The organism is Kineosporia succinea, from assembly GCF_030811555.1.
GTDB lineage: Bacteria > Actinomycetota > Actinomycetes > Actinomycetales > Kineosporiaceae > Kineosporia > Kineosporia succinea.
In genome coordinates this window covers 7,592,961-7,611,083 of record NZ_JAUSQZ010000001.1, presented here as the reverse complement: position 1 = coordinate 7,611,083, position 18,123 = coordinate 7,592,961, and the positions used below count along the sequence as shown (strand labels likewise).

The 18,123-nt window shown below is 71.3% G+C and carries 14 protein-coding genes; 6 read left to right on the top strand and 8 right to left on the bottom strand.

Annotated features, from left to right (window positions below; genetic code table 11):
- Position 1: 1 nt before the first annotated feature.
- Complete coding sequence (gene ileS / locus J2S57_RS33490; RefSeq protein ID WP_307250285.1) at positions 2 to 3,094, bottom strand: isoleucine--tRNA ligase; 3,093 nt, start codon at positions 3,092 to 3,094, stop codon at positions 2 to 4.
- 150 nt (positions 3,095 to 3,244) lie between these two features.
- Between ileS and J2S57_RS33485 the strand changes: the two genes are divergently transcribed.
- Positions 3,245 to 3,688 carry a peptidase inhibitor family I36 protein gene (locus J2S57_RS33485; protein ID WP_307250283.1) on the top strand — a complete coding sequence of 148 codons (444 nt, stop codon included), beginning with the start codon at positions 3,245 to 3,247 and terminating at the stop codon, positions 3,686 to 3,688.
- A gap of 51 nt (positions 3,689 to 3,739) precedes the next feature.
- On the opposite strand, the gene J2S57_RS33480 is transcribed toward J2S57_RS33485, so the two are convergent.
- Positions 3,740 to 4,150, bottom strand: a complete 411-nt coding sequence (locus J2S57_RS33480; protein WP_307250281.1) for a hypothetical protein — start codon at positions 4,148 to 4,150, stop codon at positions 3,740 to 3,742.
- A gap of 286 nt (positions 4,151 to 4,436) precedes the next feature.
- Here J2S57_RS33480 and J2S57_RS33475 point away from each other — a divergent pair, with 286 nt between their 5' ends.
- Positions 4,437 to 5,249: an alpha/beta hydrolase gene (locus J2S57_RS33475; protein WP_307250279.1), complete on the top strand. Its 813-nt coding sequence runs from the start codon at positions 4,437 to 4,439 to the stop codon at positions 5,247 to 5,249.
- Here J2S57_RS33475 and J2S57_RS33470 read toward each other — a convergent pair.
- Positions 5,236 to 6,426 carry an MFS transporter gene (locus tag J2S57_RS33470; RefSeq protein WP_307250277.1) on the bottom strand — a complete coding sequence of 397 codons (1,191 nt, stop codon included), beginning with the start codon at positions 6,424 to 6,426 and terminating at the stop codon, positions 5,236 to 5,238. The genes J2S57_RS33475 and J2S57_RS33470 overlap by 14 nt on opposite strands.
- A 200-nt stretch (positions 6,427 to 6,626) precedes the next feature.
- Here J2S57_RS33470 and J2S57_RS33465 point away from each other — a divergent pair, with 200 nt between their 5' ends.
- Entirely contained in the window at positions 6,627 to 7,091 is a 465-nt protein-coding gene (locus tag J2S57_RS33465; protein ID WP_307250275.1) for a cupin domain-containing protein, read from the top strand.
- A gap of 8 nt (positions 7,092 to 7,099) precedes the next feature.
- Here J2S57_RS33465 and J2S57_RS33460 read toward each other — a convergent pair whose 3' ends face one another.
- The 5 genes from J2S57_RS33460 to J2S57_RS33440 form a co-directional block, all read right to left on the bottom strand.
- Positions 7,100 to 9,997: an AfsR/SARP family transcriptional regulator gene (locus tag J2S57_RS33460; protein ID WP_307250273.1), complete on the bottom strand. Its 2,898-nt coding sequence runs from the start codon at positions 9,995 to 9,997 to the stop codon at positions 7,100 to 7,102.
- 220 nt (positions 9,998 to 10,217) lie between these two features.
- Positions 10,218 to 10,679 (bottom strand): MEKHLA domain-containing protein, encoded by a 462-nt coding sequence (locus tag J2S57_RS33455; protein ID WP_307250271.1) that lies wholly within the window; start codon positions 10,677 to 10,679, stop codon positions 10,218 to 10,220.
- Positions 10,676 to 12,145, bottom strand: a complete 1,470-nt coding sequence (locus tag J2S57_RS33450; protein ID WP_307250269.1) for a hypothetical protein — start codon at positions 12,143 to 12,145, stop codon at positions 10,676 to 10,678. The genes J2S57_RS33455 and J2S57_RS33450 overlap by 4 nt, the downstream gene beginning before the upstream one ends.
- Positions 12,146 to 12,247: 102 nt before the next feature.
- Complete coding sequence (locus J2S57_RS33445; RefSeq protein WP_307250267.1) at positions 12,248 to 12,811, bottom strand: sigma-70 family RNA polymerase sigma factor; 564 nt, start codon at positions 12,809 to 12,811, stop codon at positions 12,248 to 12,250.
- 41 nt (positions 12,812 to 12,852) lie between these two features.
- Positions 12,853 to 13,392 carry a helix-turn-helix transcriptional regulator gene (locus J2S57_RS33440; RefSeq protein WP_307250265.1) on the bottom strand — a complete coding sequence of 180 codons (540 nt, stop codon included), beginning with the start codon at positions 13,390 to 13,392 and terminating at the stop codon, positions 12,853 to 12,855.
- A 497-nt stretch (positions 13,393 to 13,889) separates the two neighbouring features.
- Between J2S57_RS33440 and J2S57_RS33435 the strand changes: the two genes are divergently transcribed.
- From J2S57_RS33435 to J2S57_RS33425, 3 genes are all read left to right on the top strand, one after another.
- Positions 13,890 to 15,011: an RICIN domain-containing protein gene (locus tag J2S57_RS33435; RefSeq protein ID WP_307250263.1), complete on the top strand. Its 1,122-nt coding sequence runs from the start codon at positions 13,890 to 13,892 to the stop codon at positions 15,009 to 15,011.
- Between the two features lie 168 nt (positions 15,012 to 15,179).
- Entirely contained in the window at positions 15,180 to 16,979 is a 1,800-nt protein-coding gene (locus J2S57_RS33430) for an AfsR/SARP family transcriptional regulator (protein WP_307250261.1), read from the top strand.
- Positions 16,972 to 17,907, top strand: a complete 936-nt coding sequence (locus J2S57_RS33425; protein WP_307250259.1) for a LysR family transcriptional regulator — start codon at positions 16,972 to 16,974, stop codon at positions 17,905 to 17,907. Before J2S57_RS33430 ends, J2S57_RS33425 begins: the two co-directional genes overlap by 8 nt.
- Positions 17,908 to 18,123: the final 216 nt, after the last annotated feature.

Here is an 18,123-nt window from a genome sequence, read left to right as displayed (position 1 = left end):
TTCACAGATTTCCGGTCGCCCTCTCCACGTCCACCCGGATCGGCTCCGCCTCTTCGTCCCTCAGATCCAGCTGCACCGCCAGGGTCTCACCGCGCACGAAGTCGTCGTGGGCCCGCACGGCGTCGAGCACCGGGGTCGGTGCCCCGACGGTGACCGAGATGGTGTCCGTGACCTCGAGACCGGTGTCGCGGCGCGCCTGCTGGATCAGGCGCACCACGTCGCGCGCGACCCCCTCGGCCTCCAGTTCGGGCGTGAGCCGGATGTCCAGCGCCAGGGTCACGCCGCGCTGCGACTCCACCACCCAGCCGGTGCGGGGGACCTCGGTGATCACCACATCCTCCGGGCCGATGGTCACGGGCACGCCGTCCACGGGCACCGTCGCCGTACCGGCGGCGCGCATCTGCGCCGCCAGCCGGCCGGGGTCCTGTGCCTGGATCGCCCGGGCGACCAGAGGCGTCCGTTGCCCGAAACGCCGCCCGAGGTGCCGGAAACTGGGCTTGACCGCATGGTCGACCACGGCGTCCGCCTCGTGCAGGAGAAGCAGCTCTCTGACGTTCAGCTCGTCGGCCACGTCGTCGAGCAGCGCCGGTGAGATCGCGGCCGGTACGCCGGCCAGGGCCCGGGCCAGGGGCTGGCGCACCCGGATCTTCCCGGTCTTGCGGGCCGCCCGGCCGGTTTCGGCCAGCACCCGCGTGATCCTCACCTGGGCCTGCAGTTCCGGGTCGAGGAGGCTCAGATCGGGCACCGGCCAGGTGGACAGGTGCACCGACTCGGCGGACTGCGGACGCCGCGGGCGCACGACCTTCTGCCACACCTCCTCGGTGATGAACGGCACGATCGGCGCGAGCAGCCGGGTGAGCACCTCCAGGCACTCGAAAAGCGTTTCCAGGGCGTCGGGATCCCCCTGGGCGAAGCGCTGCCGGTTGCGTCGCACGTACCAGTTGGACAGGTCGTCGACGAACTGGGCCAGCAGTCGCCCCGCGCCGGCGGTGTCGTAGTTCTCCAGGCGGTCGTCGACGGCATCGGCCAGCAGGTGCACCTCGCCGAGGATCCAGCGGTCGAGCGGTGGACGCTCACCGGCCCGGGGCCCGCCGGCCCGGTGAGCGTGGAGGGTGAAGAACGACGCGGTGTTCCAGTAGGTCATCAGGACCTTGCGCACGATCTCCTCGAGCGGGCCGCTGCCCACCCGCCGCGCCGACCAGGGGGAGCCGGAGCAGGCCATGAACCAGCGCAGGGCGTCGGCGCCGTGCGCGTCCATCAGCGGGATCGGCGCGAGGATGTTGCCCAGGTGCTTGCTCATCTTGCGTCCGTCCTCGGCCATGATGTGGCCCAGGCAGACGACGTTCTCGTAGGGCGAGCGGTCGAACACCAGCGTGCCGACGGCCATCAGGGTGTAGAACCAGCCGCGGGTCTGGTCGATGGCCTCGCAGATGTACTGCGCGGGAAAAGTTCTCTCGAAGAGTTCGGCGCTGCCCTCCACGTGTGGGTAGCCGATCGAGGCGAAGGGCATGGCGCCGGAGTCGTACCAGGCGTCGATCACGTCGGGCACCCGGGTGGAGATCTCGCCGCAGTCGGGGCAGGCGAGGGTGATCTCGTCGATGAACGGGCGGTGCGGGTCGAGGCCGGAGAGGTCGCGACCGGTCAGTGCGCCCAGCTCCCGGCGTGAGCCGATCGCGGTGACGTGCTGATTGGCGCAGCGCCACAGGGGCAGCGGTGTGCCCCAGTAGCGTGAGCGCGACACCGCCCAGTCGATGTTGTTCTCGAGCCAGTCGCCGTAGCGGCCGTGCTTGATGTGCTCCGGATGCCAGGTCGTGGACTCGTTCTCGCGCAGCAGGGCGTCACGCACGCGGGTGGTGCGGATGTACCACGACGGCTGCGCGTAGTACATGAGCGGGGTGTGGCAGCGCCAGCAGTGGGGGTACGGGTGCTCGAAATGCTGCACGCGCAGCAGGAGGTCGCGGTCGGTGAGGTCGCGGATCACGACGGCGTCGGCGTCCTTGAAGAACAGGCCGCCGACCAGGGGCACGTCGTCGTGGAAACGGCCGTCGCGCCCGACCGGGTTGACGACGGGCAGGTTGTGGGCCCGGCTGACGCTGAGGTCGTCGGCGCCGAAGGCGGGCGCCTGATGGACCAGACCGGTGCCGTCGGCGGTGGTGACGTAGTCGGCGAGCACCACGATGTGGGCGTCGGGGATGTCGACGAGGTCGAACGGCCGGTGGTAGCGCAGCCCGGCCAGGTCGGACCCGGGAATTCGGGCCAGCACCTCGGGTTCGGCGTCGTGGAGCACGTCGAGCAGCGGTTCGGCGACGACGAAGGTGCCCAGCGGGGTGCGCGCCAGCACGTAGGTGATCTCCGGGTTGACCGCGACCGCCGTGTTGGCCACCAGCGTCCACGGGGTGGTCGTCCACACCAGGAGATCGACGTCCCGCTGCCCCCGCAGCGGGGCCTGGAGCCGGAAGCGCACGAACACCGAGGGGTCGGTGACGGTCTCGTACCCCTGGGCCACCTCGTGGTCGGAGAGCGTGGTCTGGTCGCGCGGGCAGTACGGGGTGACCCGGAAGTCCTCGGTGAGCCGCCCGTCGGCGTGGATCTTCGCGAGCGACCACCACACCGAGTCGACGTACTCGGGGGACATCGTCTCGTAGGCGTTCTCGAGGTCGATCCAGTAGCCCATCCGGTCGGTGAGTTTCTCGAACTCCCCGACGTGACGCAGCACCGACTCCCGGCAGCGCTCGTTGAAGAACGCGACGCCGACCCTCTCGACGTCGGGCTTGCCGGTCAGCCCCAGCTCCTTCTCCACCGCGAGTTCGACGGGCAGGCCGTGGCAGTCCCAGCCGGCCCGGCGGGGCACCGAGTATCCCTTCATGGTCTTGAAGCGGGGGAGGACGTCCTTGAAGACGCGGGCCTCGACGTGGTGGGTGCCGGGGGCGCCGTTCGCGGTGGGTGGGCCCTCGTAGAACACCCACGCCGGGCCGTCGGCGGTGCGGGCCAGGCTCCGCGCGAACACGTCGTTGGCCTTCCACCAGGCGGTGATGCGGTGGTCGAGCTCGGCGAGATCGATGCGCGGAGGAAGGATTTCGGACGGTCGGGTCACGGGGGTGGGGCTCCTCGGGTGCGTCAGGGCACGGCACGGTTACGGTACTGCGGCTTCCGGGCACGTGGAGGTCAAGAATTCGTCCATCCGCCGTCCAGCGTCCCTCCCTAACGTACTGCGCGCCCTGGAGTTCCGACGGAAGGATCGTTCGTGCGATTTGCAATGCGAGCCACGCTGGCCGCCTCGGCAGCGGTGGCGTCCGTGGCCGTGACGGCCCTGATCAGCCCGGCCACCGCTCAGGCGGCGGCCTCCGACTGCAAGTCCGGCCAGGTGTGTCTCTTCGAGAACGCCAACTACACGGGCGGCATGATGACGCTGGAGAACGGGTGCGAGAAGTACCTGGGCGACAACTGGTTCAACAACGGTGTGGCCGCTGACAACCACACCTCGTCAATCATCAACAACAGCGGGTCGGCGGTGTTCTTCTACAACCTGGCCCAGTGGCCGAGTGCCCAGGCGGGCTGGCACTTCGGTGTGAGTGGCAATTCGAGAATGGCCTCACTGGTGCAGGTGACGGGGTTCTGGGACGGTGCCGGCAGCGACGGCAAGGGCTACACCATCAACATGAACGAGGACATCAGCGCCGCCTGCTGATCGCCGTGCCAGGGGCGGCCGGGTTCCCGAGGGAAGCCGGCCGCCCTTTTCTCACTTGTACTCGACCAGCCTGACGGTGCCGGTGAACGTGCCCTCGGCGCCCAGGGCGATGGGGACTGTGCTGTTCCAGAAGCCGTAGCCGATGTAGCGCCCGGCGGTGGAGGTCTGGGTCGCGGTGCCCCCGACGTTGAACCGCACGCGGACGCCCTGCGTGTTCAGGATCGTGTCCCAGCAGGTACCCGGCTTGATCTTGGGTGTGCGGACCCAGAGGTTGCTGCCCGCGGTGTCCTTGTAGATGACCGCCTGCGCCCAGTAGTCGCCCTGGGCGCAGAACCTGATCTGGTTGTACGGGTTGGCGGCGGCCGAGGCCTCGGAGGCGCCGCCGACCGCGACGGCCGTCGTGGCCAGGGCGGCCGCGGCCAGGGCGGCGAGTCGTCGGACGAGAGTGTTGGTGTTGGCCAAGAGTCGGGCTCCTCGGTGTGCGCGGTTGGACCGAGGTGATGGAACCAGGCAGCAATGAACAGGCACTGCATGACGTCTTGATTCGCACTGACGGCCTGTGCGCCGTCACGAGGCGCGCGTCGGCAACCACTGAAAATCAACAGGCGGGGTGCACGATGCGCGTGACGGTCGGTCGCCCGCGCCATCTGCGGTCTGATCCCGCATTTGGCCGTCCGTTCGTGACCGGCCGCACCCGACGATGGCGTCACCCCCCGAATCGCCCTACCGCACTGAGGGAAGGATCCCCATGACCACCACCCGAGTTCCGGTCGTCTTCATCCACGGTCTGTGGCTGCACGCCACGTCCTGGCAGGCCTGGGCCGACCGGTTCGCCGAGCACGGCTACGACCCGGTGCTGCCGGGCTGGCCGAACGAGCCGGCCACCGTCGCCGAGGCCCGCGCCAACCCCGAGGCGGTCGCGGGGATCGGTATCGACGACGTCACCGCCCACTACACGGCGATCATCGACCAACTGCCCAGCGCGCCGGTGCTGGTCGGGCACTCGTTCGGCGGGCTGTTCGTGCAGAAGCTGCTCGGGCTCGGCCTGGGTCGCGCCGGGGTGGCCATCGACCCGGCCCAGATCAAGGGCGTGAAGGCGCTGCCGCTGGCCCAGCTGCGCTCCGGCTCGCCGGTGCTGGGCAACCCGGCCAACCGCAAGCGCTCGGTGGCGCTGACCAGGTCGCAGTTCCGTTACGGGTTCGGCAACGCGGTGAGCGAGGCCGAGTCGGACGAGCTATTCGAGAAGTGGGCCATCCCCTCGCCCGGGCGCCCGCTGTTCGAGGCGGCGTTCGCGAACTTCTCGCGCAACTCCCCGGCCGCGGTGAACACGGCGAACGCCGATCGGGGCCCGCTGCTCATCATTTCGGGTGGTCAGGACCACACGGTGCCGGACGTGGTCACCCGCGGCACGTTCAAGCAGTACGCGGCCTCGTCGGCGGTGACCGAGCTGCAGCAGTTCCCCGACCGGGGCCACTCGCTGGCGCTGGACAACGGCTGGGGCGAGATCGCGGACGCGTCGCTGACCTGGCTGTCCGGGAAGGCCGGCGTCACGGCCGCGTGAGCACCGGCGCCTGAGCCAGGCGGATCGAGGTGACGGCGGGGAGCAGGGCGAACAGGCCTCCGGCCAGGGCCAGTACGGCGACGGCCGGCCCTGCTCCCACCCGCTCGGCGACCAAGCCGGCCAGGAACGCCCCGGCGCCCTGGGCGGTCGCGTTCATCGAGGCGGCGATGCCCATGCCGCGTCCGCGCTGGTCGTTGGGCAGCAGGTCGGCGAACGACGACGCGGCCAGCACGGTCAGCACCGACCAGGCGGCGCCGCTCAGGCCGAAAACCGTCACCACGAGCAGGGGTTGATGGAGGACGCCGGTGGCCAGGAGGGGGAGGGCCGGCACCAGGCACGCGGCCGGGAAGAGCCGGCCGTACCGGCTCGCGTCCACGTACCGGGCGAAGAGGGCCAGGGCGGCGACCGAGAACAGACCCTCGGACGCCATGAAGACACCCACCCACGCGGTGCCCAGGTCCAGGTCGAACACCAGCGGCGCGGCCAGGGCCTTGGGAGCGGTGAGGAAGAGTCCCATCCCGGTGGACAGGAAGATGGCGCGCAGGGCGGGGGAGTGCCAGATCATCGCGAAGGTGCCGGCGGTGCCCCCATCGCCGGAGGTGGAGAGGGCGGCCGGGCGCGCGCGTACCGACACGCGCACGATGACGGCCGCTGCGGCGAAGGTGACGGCGTCCACGAGCAGGCAGCGGCTCGGCCCCACCGTGCTCGCCAGCACACCTCCGGCGCAGAACCCGAGGAGCTGGCCGCCCTGCGAGAGCGATTGCCGCACGGCCATTCCGGCGCCGAAGCGTTCCTGCGGGAGCACGTCGCGCAGCAGGGCCAGACGGGTCGCCGCGTAGGGGCCGCTGAGGAACGACGAGAGGGCCACGCAGGCGCACAGCACCGGCAGCGACAGGCCGGGCAGGGCCATCGTCAGCATGATCAGGGCCCGCGTGGTGTCGATGGCCACGGACACCTGGCGCCGGGGCCGGCGGTCGGCCAGCTGCGAGAGCGTCAGCGCCCCGGCCACGGTGGGCAGGTAGGTCAGGGCGTAGGTCAGGCCGCTGAGCCCGGCCGAGCGGGTGCGCTCGAACACCAGCAGGGCCAGCGCCACCCGGGAGAGCTGATCGCCCACCACCGACAGGGTTTCGGCGGCCAGGAGGGCCGGGAACTCGCGCCCCGAGAGCGGGCTGGGCATGCCGTGACTCCTCGCGTCCGGGTACGTACGACGAATCTCGCAGCCCCCAGTGGACAACGACTTCCCGGCCGGCGGCCCCCGGGGGAATCGCGCGTTCACTCCCCCTCCAGTTGGGGCGTCTTCAATGGATGTCGTAGCCGAGGACGAGGAGGTGCGACGTGAAGCTCGCCGACTGGTGATCGTTGTGTGAATGAGTGTGAATGACTGAGGGGAAAGAGATGTCGACGAAGAAGAAGGCCCTGCGGGCCGGGCTGGCGGCCACCGCCGCGGCCGCGTTCACGATGGGTGCCGCGGGCGCCGCCCAGGCCACGCCGGCCGGGCCGGGGGTGGTCGGCAAGATCATCTCCTCCACGACCGTGGGAAAGACCGATCTCGTGCTGCGCGAGATCACGATCCCGCCGGGGCAGGCCACCGGCTGGCATTACCACGACGGCCAGCTCTTCGGAAAGGTCAAGCAGGGCACGCTGAGTCACTTCGACGACACGTGCGCCTCGGACGGGGTCTACCGCAAGGGCAGCGTGATCCGTGAGCCCGCCGGGTCGGACCAGGTGCACATCGGGATCAACCGCGGCCGTACGCCGGTCGTGCTCGAGGTCCTGTACGTGCTGCCGACCGGTTCGCCGCTGTCGGAGGACGCGGCGAACCCGGGCTGCAGCTTCCAGTAGGCCTGTGGTCAGCCCACTTCCGGATTCTCGGGAGGCCTGAGACGCTCCAGACGCTCGGTCGTCTGGAGCGTCCCACCGTTCTGGAACGTCCGGGCCAGTTCGTGCGCGGTGTGCCAGGTCTTCCAGGCGCTCTCGTGATCTTCGAGGGCGAGCCAGGATTCGATGATCATCAGCAACGCGTCGAACTCGAGCGTGCGGTGACCGACCCGGTTCAGCACCAGGACCGCGTCCTCCAGCTCCTTGATCGCGGAGCGGTAGTCCTTCAGGCCGGTCTGCAGACGCCCGATGTAGACCCGGATCTGCCCCTCCTGCTCCAGGTTCCCGACCTCGTCGTTGCGGGCCAGGGCACTGCGCAGCTGCACCTCGGCCTCCTCGTTGTCGCCGAGCAGGGCCAGGGTGTGGCCGACCTCCGACATCGCGCGGACCTCGCGCATCACGTTGCCCGAGGTCACGAACTGGCGGTGGGCCTGCTGGTACTCGGCGAGGGCCTCCTCGTGCCGCTTGAGCTTGACCAGCACGTCACCGCGGTTGGTGTGGACGTATCCGAGCTCCTCCGGGCGCCGCAGGGCGGTGAACAGCTGACCGGCCTCCTCCAGCAGGTCGAGAGCCTCCTGGTAGCGCCCGAAGAAGAAGTAGGCCCCGGCCAAGCTCCGCAGCGAGTAGGCCTGCCCCTCGCGGTCCTCGTCCCGCCGGGCGGCCTGCAGGGCCGTCGACATGACGTTCATCCAGTCCTGGAAGAAGGCGCCGCGCTGGAAGTACTGCTGCAGGGTCAGGGCCAGACGCCAGGGCTCCACCCCGAAACGGCGGTCGGTGGCCCGGGTCACGGCCTCGACCAGCACCGGCCGCTCGGTCACGAACCAGGCCATGGCCACGTGGAAGTTCGCCGGGGTCTCGGGAGTCACCGAGCGGGCCAGGCCCAGGGGCGGCACCGGACGCAGGTGCGGCCGCACCGCGACGTGGGCCGCGAAACTGCTGTGCTGGTAGTGGTGCAGCAGCCGGGTACCGGCCTCCTGCCGTTCGGCCGGGCTGTCGATCGCCAGGAACAGCTCCTCGGCGTACGCCCTCACCAGGATGTGCGAGCTGTAGCGGCCGGGCTCGATCTCGAGGATCAGGGCCGAGCCGGTGAGCTCGTGCAGCAGGCCGCGGGTGGTGGCCAGGTCGGTGCCGAGCAGGCTGGCGCAGGCCGCGTCGGAGATGGCCGGGCCGATCCGGATCGACAGGTAGCGGAAGAGCCGGGCCGCCTCCTCGCCGAGATGCCGGTACGACCAGGCGAAGACACTGCGCGGGTCGTTGTTGGACTCGTCGTGCCCGAACGCCTCGAGGCGGGGCGCGTCGCGCAGCCCGTCGGCCACGGCCCGCAGCGAGAACCACGGCCGGGCGGCCATCTGGGCGGCGACCAGGGCCAGTGCCAGCGGGAGCCGGCCACACAGCTCGACGATGTCGTCCACGACCGCCGGGTCGGGGCTCTGCCCGGTCAGGGGCAGCCGGGCCAGCAGGATCTCGCGGGCGGCCTCCACCGTGGGCAGATCCATGAGCAGGAGCCGCGCGCCCTCCACCGCCGCCAGCCCGGCCAGCGGGGTGCGGCTGGTGACGAGCACCAGGCTGTGGGCCGAGTTCGGCACCAGGGGCCGCACCTGCTGCACCGCGTGCGCGTTGTCGAGCAGCACGATCATCCGCTTGCCCACGCTCAGGCTGCGGTACATGCCCACCTGGGCCGCCACCTGCTCCGGCACCGACGCCGCCGGTACCCCGAGCGAGTGCAGCAGGAGGGTGAGTGCCTCACCGGTGGAGACGCTCTGCTCACCGTCGCCGGAACCGCGCAGGTCGAGGTAGAGCTGACCGTCGGCGTGCTCCGGGGCCAGCAGGTGGGCCAGGTGCACGGCGAACGTGGACTTGCCCACGCCACCCATCCCGCTCAGCGCGACCACCAGCGGAGCGGCCTGGGGCTCCTCGCGTCGACGCTGCAGCAGTCCGGTGACGACGTCGGTCTCGTCCTCCCGCCCGACGAAGACCGGAAGGTCGGGCGGCAGCTGCGCAGGGCGCACCACCACCGACGCCGGCGGGTTGTAGACCTCGTCGTAGGTGGACTCACGCCGATCGGTATCCGGCTCGGCGGTGACCGGGGCGACGGCCAGCAGACGCTGCTGCACCGCGCGGCACTCCGGGCCCGGCTCCAGGCCCAGCTCCTCGTCCAGCCGGGTGCGCAGCGTGTCGTAGACGGCGAAGGCCTCGGCCCGGTGCCCGGCCTCGTGCAGCAGGGTCATGAGCCGCGCGTGCAGGGGCTCGTTCAGCTGGTCCCACGAGGCCGCCCGGCGCAGCGGGGACAGCAGCCGGTCGGCCATCCCCAGCCGCATCGCCAGGTCGGCGGCCTCCATCGCCACCTCGAAGAGCTGGCGGTTGAGCGAGGAGAACACCGCGGTGGCCGGGCCGGAGTCGGCCAGGTCGGTGGCGCACGGGCCGGACCACAGCTCGATCGCCTTCTGGTAGAGCTCCAGCGACTGCGCGTAGTCGTGATCGCGGCTCAGGGCCCGGGCGCGCTCGACCAGGTCGCGGAACGCCACCACGTCGCTGGCCTCCGGGCCGGCGGTGAGGCGGTAGCTGTTGCCGTGACGGACCAGCCAGGAACTCTGCTCCCGCGCGGCCAGATCGGGTTCGACCAGGCGGCGCAGGGCCCCGATGTAACGGTGGATGACGTTCACGGCACTGGCCGTGGGCTCGTCACCCCACAGCACGTCGACCATCTCGCTCACGCTGACGGGCTGCCCGGCGCGCGCCAGCAGCAGAGCCAGCAGACAACGCTGCTGGCGGGGACCGGTCTCCATCTCCACGCCGGCACGCCAGAATCGCAGCGGGCCCAGGAGCTGGAACCAGTACTCCGTCGGTGGCTCTTGGGCTCCTGTGGACATGGGGGGAGCATAGATCCATCGGGGATCGGTGATCGCCGGGCGGATCCGTCCTCTTCAGGCACTGGTCGAACGGGCAGCCGACCGTGAGTGGGCGGTGGGTGGCCCGAGATCCTCGCGCGCACCCACCGCCGTCGTCAGGGCGGTCCCGGGGGATCTGCGGAACCACCCCGCTCACCGGACCCGGCGTGCGAAACCCGGTCCGGCGCGTCCTCCGTCGAAATCAGGCGTCCTGCCACCGGCGGATCAGGGCGGCCTGACCGAAAGGCTCACCCCCGGTGTCGGGAACATTCCAGACCGTGACCTGCTCGATCCAGAACTGCCGCCCCGAACGGGCCACCCGCAGACCCCGGTAGTCGTCGGTGAACCCGTTCTCGGCCACCCCCTGAAGCAGCGCCGCCCGGGCCGACCGGTCTTCCGGACCGGCCGACAGCCGCGAGGGCAGGCCGGTGAACTCGTCCCAGTCGTACTCGAACAGCTTCTGCGCCTGCAGGTTCGCGTAGACGAAGACCGGGTCGTCCGAGAACTCGTGCGCCAGCAGGGCGAACGGCGCGACGTAGAGCCAGACCGGGAGTTCTCCCCGGGAGAGCCCCTCCGGCGCGAGCGGACGTCCCACCGTAGCCACGTGACTACGCCGGAGCAGATCGGCGAACTCCTCGCCGCGCGGGTTCATCCCGGTGCTCACTCGACGAAGATGTCGACGGACGGGCGCATCTGCGCGCAGACCCGCAGCACCTCGTGCACCGGGTGCTCCTCGAACGCCGTGAGCAGGCCGAGGTCGAGGTCGGCCCGCGGGTCCTCCAGTGCCGGGTAGGCCACCTGTGTGAGCAGGTAGTCGAACCGGGGCGCCCACTTGCGCGAGCCCAGCCGGGCCGTGGTGGAGCAGTTGTCCACCATGAACGCCACGCCCCGGGCGTGCATGTACGGGTTCAGCGAGTCGGTGGCCTCGATCACCGACTCGTTCGCGATCTCCGAGTACGGGTGCCCCTTCTCGAAGAACGTGTCGATCTGCGCCATCATCACGCCGCAGAAGATACCGGCGGTGCCCGGGTCGAGAACCAGCTTCTCGTCGTCGCGGGTGCCGCGGGCCACCTCACCGGCCTTCCACATCGGGGAGCCGTCGATCGTGCCCATCCCGAAGCGCTTCAGCCGCTCACCGGCCAGGATCACGCTGCGGATCTCGTTGCCCGAGGCGACCTCGTCGTAGATCTCGTGCACCAGCTCCAGGCCCACCGGGTAGGCCGCCGCGTACGCACGCCGGAAAGCGGTGCGCTCCTCACCGTCGAACCGCCGGTACAGACCCAGCAGCCCCTCCTTCGAGACCGTCCGCGAGATCGGGCCGGTGACGCAGTCGACCGAGTGACGGTACGCCTCGGTCTCGTCCAGGCCCTGCTCTCGGAAACGCCGGTACAGGCTCTCGACGATGCCGTGCACCCCGCCGAGCAGGATGGCGCGCTCGCCGGTCAGGTCGGACAGGTACTCCGAGCGCAGCGTGGTCTGGAAGGTGTAGGGCGCACCGAGGCCGATCGACCAGCCCAGGGCCCGTTCGGTGGCGCGGCCGCTGACGTCCTGCTCGATCGCGAAACTGGCGTTGATCCCGGCCCCGTTGGTCTGCGCGCCCTGGAGGTACAGGGCCCGCACCGAGGCGCCCATGCCCTTGGGGCACACGGCGATGACGTCGATGTTCTCGGGGAACCGGGCGCCCTGCTGGTCGAGGAAGCCGAGCAGGAAGCCGTGCGAGAGACCGAGGGTCGCGCCCGGGCGCAGCGCCGCGAAGATCTGCTCGTGCAGCTCGACCTGGGCGGCGTCGGAGATCAGCAGCAGCACCAGGTCGGACGCGGCGATCACCTCGAACATCTCGCCGAGGGTGCCGTTCTCCTCGGTGAAACCGGCCGCGCGGGCGGCCTCGCGCGAGCCGGAGCCGGCGCGCAGGCCCACGACCACCTTCAGCTTCCCGGCCAGGGAGTCGCGCAGGTTCTGGGCCTGCGCGGAACCCTGCGGGCCCCAGCCGATCACGGCGATCTGGTTGACGCCCTCGAAGGCGCTCGGCAGCCGGTCGAAGAGGTGACGGCCACCGCGCACGATGGCCTCCCGGCCGTCGGCCAGGGTGATGTACTCCCTTTCGAAGACGGAGGTTTCGAAGGTGAGCATGGGAATTCTCCTTGCGGACCGGTACACGTGACTCTTTGAAGCGCCCGGGGGAGGGACCCCGGGCGCACCCCGGCGCCTGACCGCCCGGGCACGTCCAGTGCATCAGCGCGGGCTGGACTGCGAGTGGATCCGGGCTGCCCGCCCGTTCAGACCGGAGGAAGCCGGTTCCCGTTGCGAGCGCAGCCGCCCGATCGCGTAGTGGGCGCGGGACTTCACCGTGCCCTCGGCCAGGCCGAGGGCACGGGCGGTCTGCGTCTGCGAGTGATCGAGGCAGTACAGGTGCACCAGCACCTCCTGATGGTTGCGGGACAGTCCCCTCAGCAGGGCGACGGTGTCGTGGTCCTGCAGGACCCGCTCGAACGCGTCCTCCTGGTGGGTGTCGGCCGTGTCGTAGGTCTGGGCCTCGAACGACTCGACCGGCAGCGGCGGGCGGCGGCGCCACAGGTCCACGACCTGGTTGCGGGCCACCCGGAACAGCCACGGCCGCACCGCCCCGGCCGGGATCCGGCCCCGGTGCTGCCAGGCCCGGGCAATGGTCTCCTGCACCACGTCGTCCACGCGGGACTGGTCACCGCGCATCAGGTTACGCACGTAGACGTGCAGGAACGGGCGGTGCTCGGTGATCAGGGCGTGGGCGAAGTCGTCGCCGGGGCGGTGGGTGGGCACGCTGTCACGATCGGGGACACCGGTTGACGCGCGATTGCTGGTCAGATGAGGTCGGCGCGGAAGGCGTAGGCCACCGCCTGCCAGCGGTTGCTCAGCCCCAGGCGGTTCATCAGCAGGCTGAGGATCCGCTTGACGTTGCCCTCCGAATAGTTCATCCGGGTGGCGATCTCGGGAACCTCGAGGCCCTCGGCGAGCATCCGCAGGATCGTCCTCTCCCGTTCGTCCAGGGCCGGGCCCGCCCCCGCCCCCGCGCTCGCCACGCGCACGCGCCCGGCGCCCCGGGCCGCCTGCCGGATCCGGGCGGCGAGCAGTTCCGGGGTGGCCTCGGAGCGCAGCAGCACCCCGGCCGGGTCCGCGCCCGGATCGCCGTCGGCCTCCTCGAGAATCAGGACGCAGGGCCGCCGCAACGCCTCGCCCCGCCTCTTCAGCACGTCGGTCAGGCTGGACGCCACGATCACCAGGACGTCGGCCCGGGTTCGCTGGGCGGCGGGCAGGACGCGGATCGCCGAATCGGGTTTGAGCAGGGTGGCGACCGCGTACTCACTGAGCTGGTCGGGCGCCTCGATCACGACGGTCGTCACCGTCGCACGGGCTTTCGGCCGGACATGCGTCATCCTTCGAGGGGCAGGGGCGAGAAGGTCGGTGAGGCAGTCGCAACCACGCGCCTCGAACGGAACTACGCCGGACGGTTCGCATCCGTTCACCGCGCCCTTTCCGGTCGGCATCCGGATCGACATCGACGTCGGCCGTGCACATCGGCCCAGGACGAGATCGCGTCGACCACCTGGGTGACGGGGCTGCTGGGGCTCCGGCAGGGACGACAGGTCTGCCCTTCCGGCCAGATCGCCGCCGTCAGGGTGCCGACGGGTGGGCGGGCGTGCTGTCATGTCGGGTCCGGCCCGGCCGGAGGGTCCGGAGTCAAGCCGGAGCGAGCTGCATCCCTCCGGCCGGTTCCCGGTCTCCTTGCGTCCCCTTCACCGTCGAGGAGTGCCGGCGTGCCCGACCCGCAGATCACCGACGACCGGCTGCGCGCAGCCGGTTTTCGAGACGACCTCATCGTGGTCCTTGGAGAAGAGACGTGAAACCCACTGACGTGAGCCCCGACCCGCGGGCGCAGGACGACGACGGAAGGGACGAGGCGCAGGTTCCGGCCGTGGACGACGACCTGGCGACCGTTCTGCTGCAGGTGACCGAACGGGACGAGGAAACCGGGACCGAGGGGGAGCAGGGCGACACCTTCGCGCAGGAGACATGGCCGGCGCCCGACCGCGACGAGCAGCAGGCGGCCTTCCTGGCCTCCTCGAACACCGGCCGGCTCGGCCGGATCCCGGCGCTGAGCTTCCCGACCCGCGGGGTCAAGGGCGTCGCGGTGATGGCCGGCAGCCTGGTCGCGGTGGCCGCGCTGGTGTTCGGCGGGGTGAAGGGTGTGCAGGCGATCGCCGGCTCGTTCGGCGACGAGGAGAAGCCGGCCGCCACCGTGGCGGCTGTCGCCCCCACGGGGTCACCGTCCCCCACGCCGACCGGGGTCCGTCCCACCCGCGAGCGCGCCGCGTCCGGAACCCCCTCGCGCGCCGACGATCCCGCGGTCGCGGATCCCGCGGCGCAGCCGGCCGGTGGCGGCGCGAAGGCGCGGCCGGAGGAGACGGCCGGAACCGGCCCCACCGCCGGGGACGATGCCCCGGTGACCGGGGGGACGAAGGCGACCGACGCGTCCTCAAGCTCGAAAGCCAGCACCACCGCGGCCGCCACGATCGTGACCACGAGCGTGGGGGTGCTGCGGAACCGGGTGACCGGCCTGTGCGCCGACCTTGACGGCACCGGCACGGTCGCCGAGAACGTGCTGGTGCGCCAGCGCGCCTGCGCCCCGGGCAGCGGCGACAACCAGGAGTACCAGACCGTCAAGGACCCGGACGGCTCGTTCCTGCTGCGCAACGTGAAGTCGCAGTGGTGCCTCGACGTCAACGGCTCCGGCACCGTCAGCTCCGGCATCTCGGTGAACACGCACAACTGCCTGTTCGGCACCCGGGACAACCAGATGTTCCGGGCGCAGGCCCAGGGCAGCGGGTTCTACCTGGTGCACGTCAAGAGCGGGCTGTGCCTGAACGTGGCCAACCCCGACGGCAGCAACCAGGTGGCGGGGCTGAAGCTGACGCTGTACCCGTGCCACCCCGACGACGACCACGTCTGGAGCTTCGGGTGAGTGCTCTGAACGCCGTACGTACGAGGCGGCTCGCGCGTTCACTCCGGGGTCAGCGCCTGTGAATTGATTATGCAGTCGGGGTTGCCAGTGTGGTTGGCGGACAGACATCGGCCGACCGGGACGCATCGCTGGGTGCTCCGGGCGGCCCCGACAAGAGGAGCCCGGGACATGCCGTCGCGCCGTGGGTTGTGGTTCTCCGTGCTCGGCCCGGTCCGGGCCTGGTCGGGTGCCCAGGAACTCGACCTGGGCACCCCGCAGTGCCGTCTGACCCTCGGGGTCCTGCTGCTGCGCGACGGGGGCAGCGTGCTGGTGGACGAGCTGGTCGAGGCCCTGTGGACGCAGACGCCTCCCCGCTCGGCGGTTCCCGGGGTGCGCACATTCATCTCACGGCTGCGCCGGATCCTGGCCGAGGCCGGGCACCCGGACGTGATCGAGGCCCGGCAGGGCACGTACCGCCTGCTGACGGGGGAGGACACGGTGGACGCCCGGTACCTGCGCCGCCAGCTGCAGCTGGCCGCGGCGGAACAGCAGGCCGGTGACCTGACGGCCGCCGCGTCGTCGCTGCGTCTGGGCCTGGCCCAGTGGCAGGGAACCCCGCTGGGTGAGGCGGACGGGCCGTTCGCCGAGCAGCAGCGGGCCGGTCTGCAGCGGCTGCGGCTGAGTGCTCTGGAGCAGTGCGCGAGCGTCGACCTGGCCCGGGACGAGCCCGGCTCGGCGGTGGCCACCCTGTCCTCGGTGATCGGCGAGTACCCGTTCGACGAGAGGTTGCGGGAGCTGCTCATGCTCGGGCTGCTGCGCACCGGGCGGCCGGCCGACGCGCTGCGCCTGTTCCACAGCACCAGCCGCCTGCTGGGCGAGGAGCTCGGGGTGGACCCGGGCCCGGCCCTGCAGACCCTGCACCAGGAGATCCTGCAGAGCCGCCCGGTCGTGGTGACGCCGGTCCTGCGGCGCGTCCCGGCCGTTCTCGCCTCGGTACGCCCGCTGCACGGGGTGACCCCGGGCTTCATCGGCCGGGCCGACCTGATCCGCCGCCTCGCCGACCAGGTCACGACGCCGGGGGGCGGGGCGGTCGGCCTGGCCGGGCTCACCGGCACCGGCAAGACCGCCCTGGCCGTGCAGCTGGCCCACCATCTGCGCGAGCAGTACCCCGACGGTCAGGTGCTGGCCTCGCTGCACGGGCGGGACGAAGAGCCGGTTCCGTCGGGACTCGTGCTCTCCTCGCTCCTGGGGATCTGCGGTGGGGCGGCCGGTGACCCGGCCGAGGCCTGGCAGGCGCTGTTGCGCGAGCGCCGGTTCCTGATCGTCCTCGACGACGCGCACGACGCCGAGCAGCTGGCCCCGCTGCTGCCCCGGCAGCCCGGTTCGTCGGCGGTCGTGGTCACCAGCCAACGACCTCTGCGTGACAGCCGGGTGCGGACCTGGTGCGACCTGCCCGCCCTGCATCCCGACGAGGCCCTCGACCTGCTGCGCGACCTGCTCGGCCCCGACCGCGTCGACGCCGACCCGCAGGCCGCCCGGCACCTGGTCGGCCGCCTCTCCGGCCTGCCGTTCGCGATCCGTTACGCGGCGGCCGTGCTGGAGAAGAGGCCGCACTGGTCGCTGGCCTCGGAACGGGTCACGGCCCTGGTGCTGGCCGGGGCGGGCACCGACTCCCCGGCCCCGCCGGCCCGGCAGCTGCAGCGGGCCGGCCGGCGCCTGCCCGCCGACCTGGCCCGCGCGTTCAGCCTGATGTCGCTGACCGACGGGGGACGCCTCACCGTCACCACCGCGGCCCTCCTGCTCGACGTCGGCCCGAAACGGGCGCAGGATCTCCTGGAGGGTCTGCTCGATCGTGGCCTCATCGCCCGGCGGACGCCCCTGAGCTACGAGTACCCCTCCCTGGTCCGCGAGTACGCGCGTACCGTCGCGGTGGTGCGAGCCCGCCCGGACGACGACGAGTTACCCTCGCTAGGACTGATCTGTGCTTGAGCGCCTGGAAATCCGCCAGCTGAGACACTTCTCGGCCCTGGCCAAGACCCGCAGCATCACCGCCGCCGCCCGCAGCCAGGGCATCGTGCAGTCCGGCCTCTCGAACTCGATCCAGATGCTCGAGCGGGAACTGGGCGCCGAGCTCTACGTGCGCGGCACCCGCCCGCTGCGGCTGACCGCCGCCGGTGAGGCGCTGGTCGGGCCCGCCCGCCAGGCCATCGAGGCGGTCGGCGCCGCGCGCCGGGCCGTGCTCGACACCCAGGAGGTGCTCAGCGGCCGCCTGCGGCTGGGCCTGACCCGCTGCGCCCAGCACATGCTTCCCCTGGCCCGCCACCTCGGCGACTTCCTGGCCGCCCACCCCGGCATCGACGTGCGCGTCTGCTCCGCCGCCGAGGCCCGGCTGATCCGCATGGTGGAGGCCGGGGAACTCGACTGCGCGGTGGCCGCCCTGCCCGAGAAGGCCGGGCGCCTGCGGATGTTCCCGATCGTGACCGAGCAGCTCACCCTCACCTGCGGACCGGGACACCCCCTGGCCAACGCCCTCGAGGTCTCGCTCGACGACCTGGCGGGCCAGCACTTCGTGGAGGTGCCCGCGACCTGGGCCTCGCGCAAGCTGATCGACGAGACCTTCCGCGACGCCGGGCTCGAGCGCCGTGTCCTGGCCGAGGTCGACGACTGGACGCTGATCCTCGACCTGCTGGCCACCGGCACCGGCCTGGGGTTCGTGCCCTCGCGGCTGCCGGCCCGCATCGGCAACGGCCGCACGCCGGGCGTGCGCCAGATCCCGGTGAGCAACCTGCACCTGTCCACGGGGGTCGGGGTGATCCTGCCGGCGTACTCCGAGACGGCACCGGTGGCGTCGGCTTTCGCCCGGGACCTCGGGGTGCGCGACGACCACGGGACGCCGGGCGCACGCGCGAACGGCTGAACGGCGGCCGGGCATCTCCCCGGCGAATGCCTGACATCTCCCGCACAGATCAGTTTCTGCGTATCTGGGCTCGCACCTGCGAAGAAAGTGTGCTGACGACGCCGGTGGTCGCGTGCCGCAGTTCACAGCATCACGGGGAAGAGAGTTCCGGCTCGGAAAATATGGGCATACTGTGCCCGATTTCGTGCTAGGGACATCAAGAATCGCGGCGGAGAC

Bases quoted from the DNA above. Each gene is read 5' to 3' on its own strand.
- J2S57_RS33430 (WP_307250261.1), top strand. From the start codon at position 15,180: ATGCCGTCGCGCCGTGGGTTGTGGTTCTCCGTGCTCGGCCCGGTCCGG.
- J2S57_RS33475 (WP_307250279.1), top strand. From the start codon at position 4,437: ATGACCACCACCCGAGTTCCGGTCGTCTTCATCCACGGTCTGTGGCTG.
- J2S57_RS33450 (WP_307250269.1), bottom strand. From the start codon at position 12,145: ATGCTCACCTTCGAAACCTCCGTCTTCGAAAGGGAGTACATCACCCTG.
- J2S57_RS33470 (WP_307250277.1), bottom strand. From the start codon at position 6,426: ATGCCCAGCCCGCTCTCGGGGCGCGAGTTCCCGGCCCTCCTGGCCGCC.
- J2S57_RS33460 (WP_307250273.1), bottom strand. From the start codon at position 9,997: ATGTCCACAGGAGCCCAAGAGCCACCGACGGAGTACTGGTTCCAGCTC.
- J2S57_RS33465 (WP_307250275.1), top strand. From the start codon at position 6,627: ATGACTGAGGGGAAAGAGATGTCGACGAAGAAGAAGGCCCTGCGGGCC.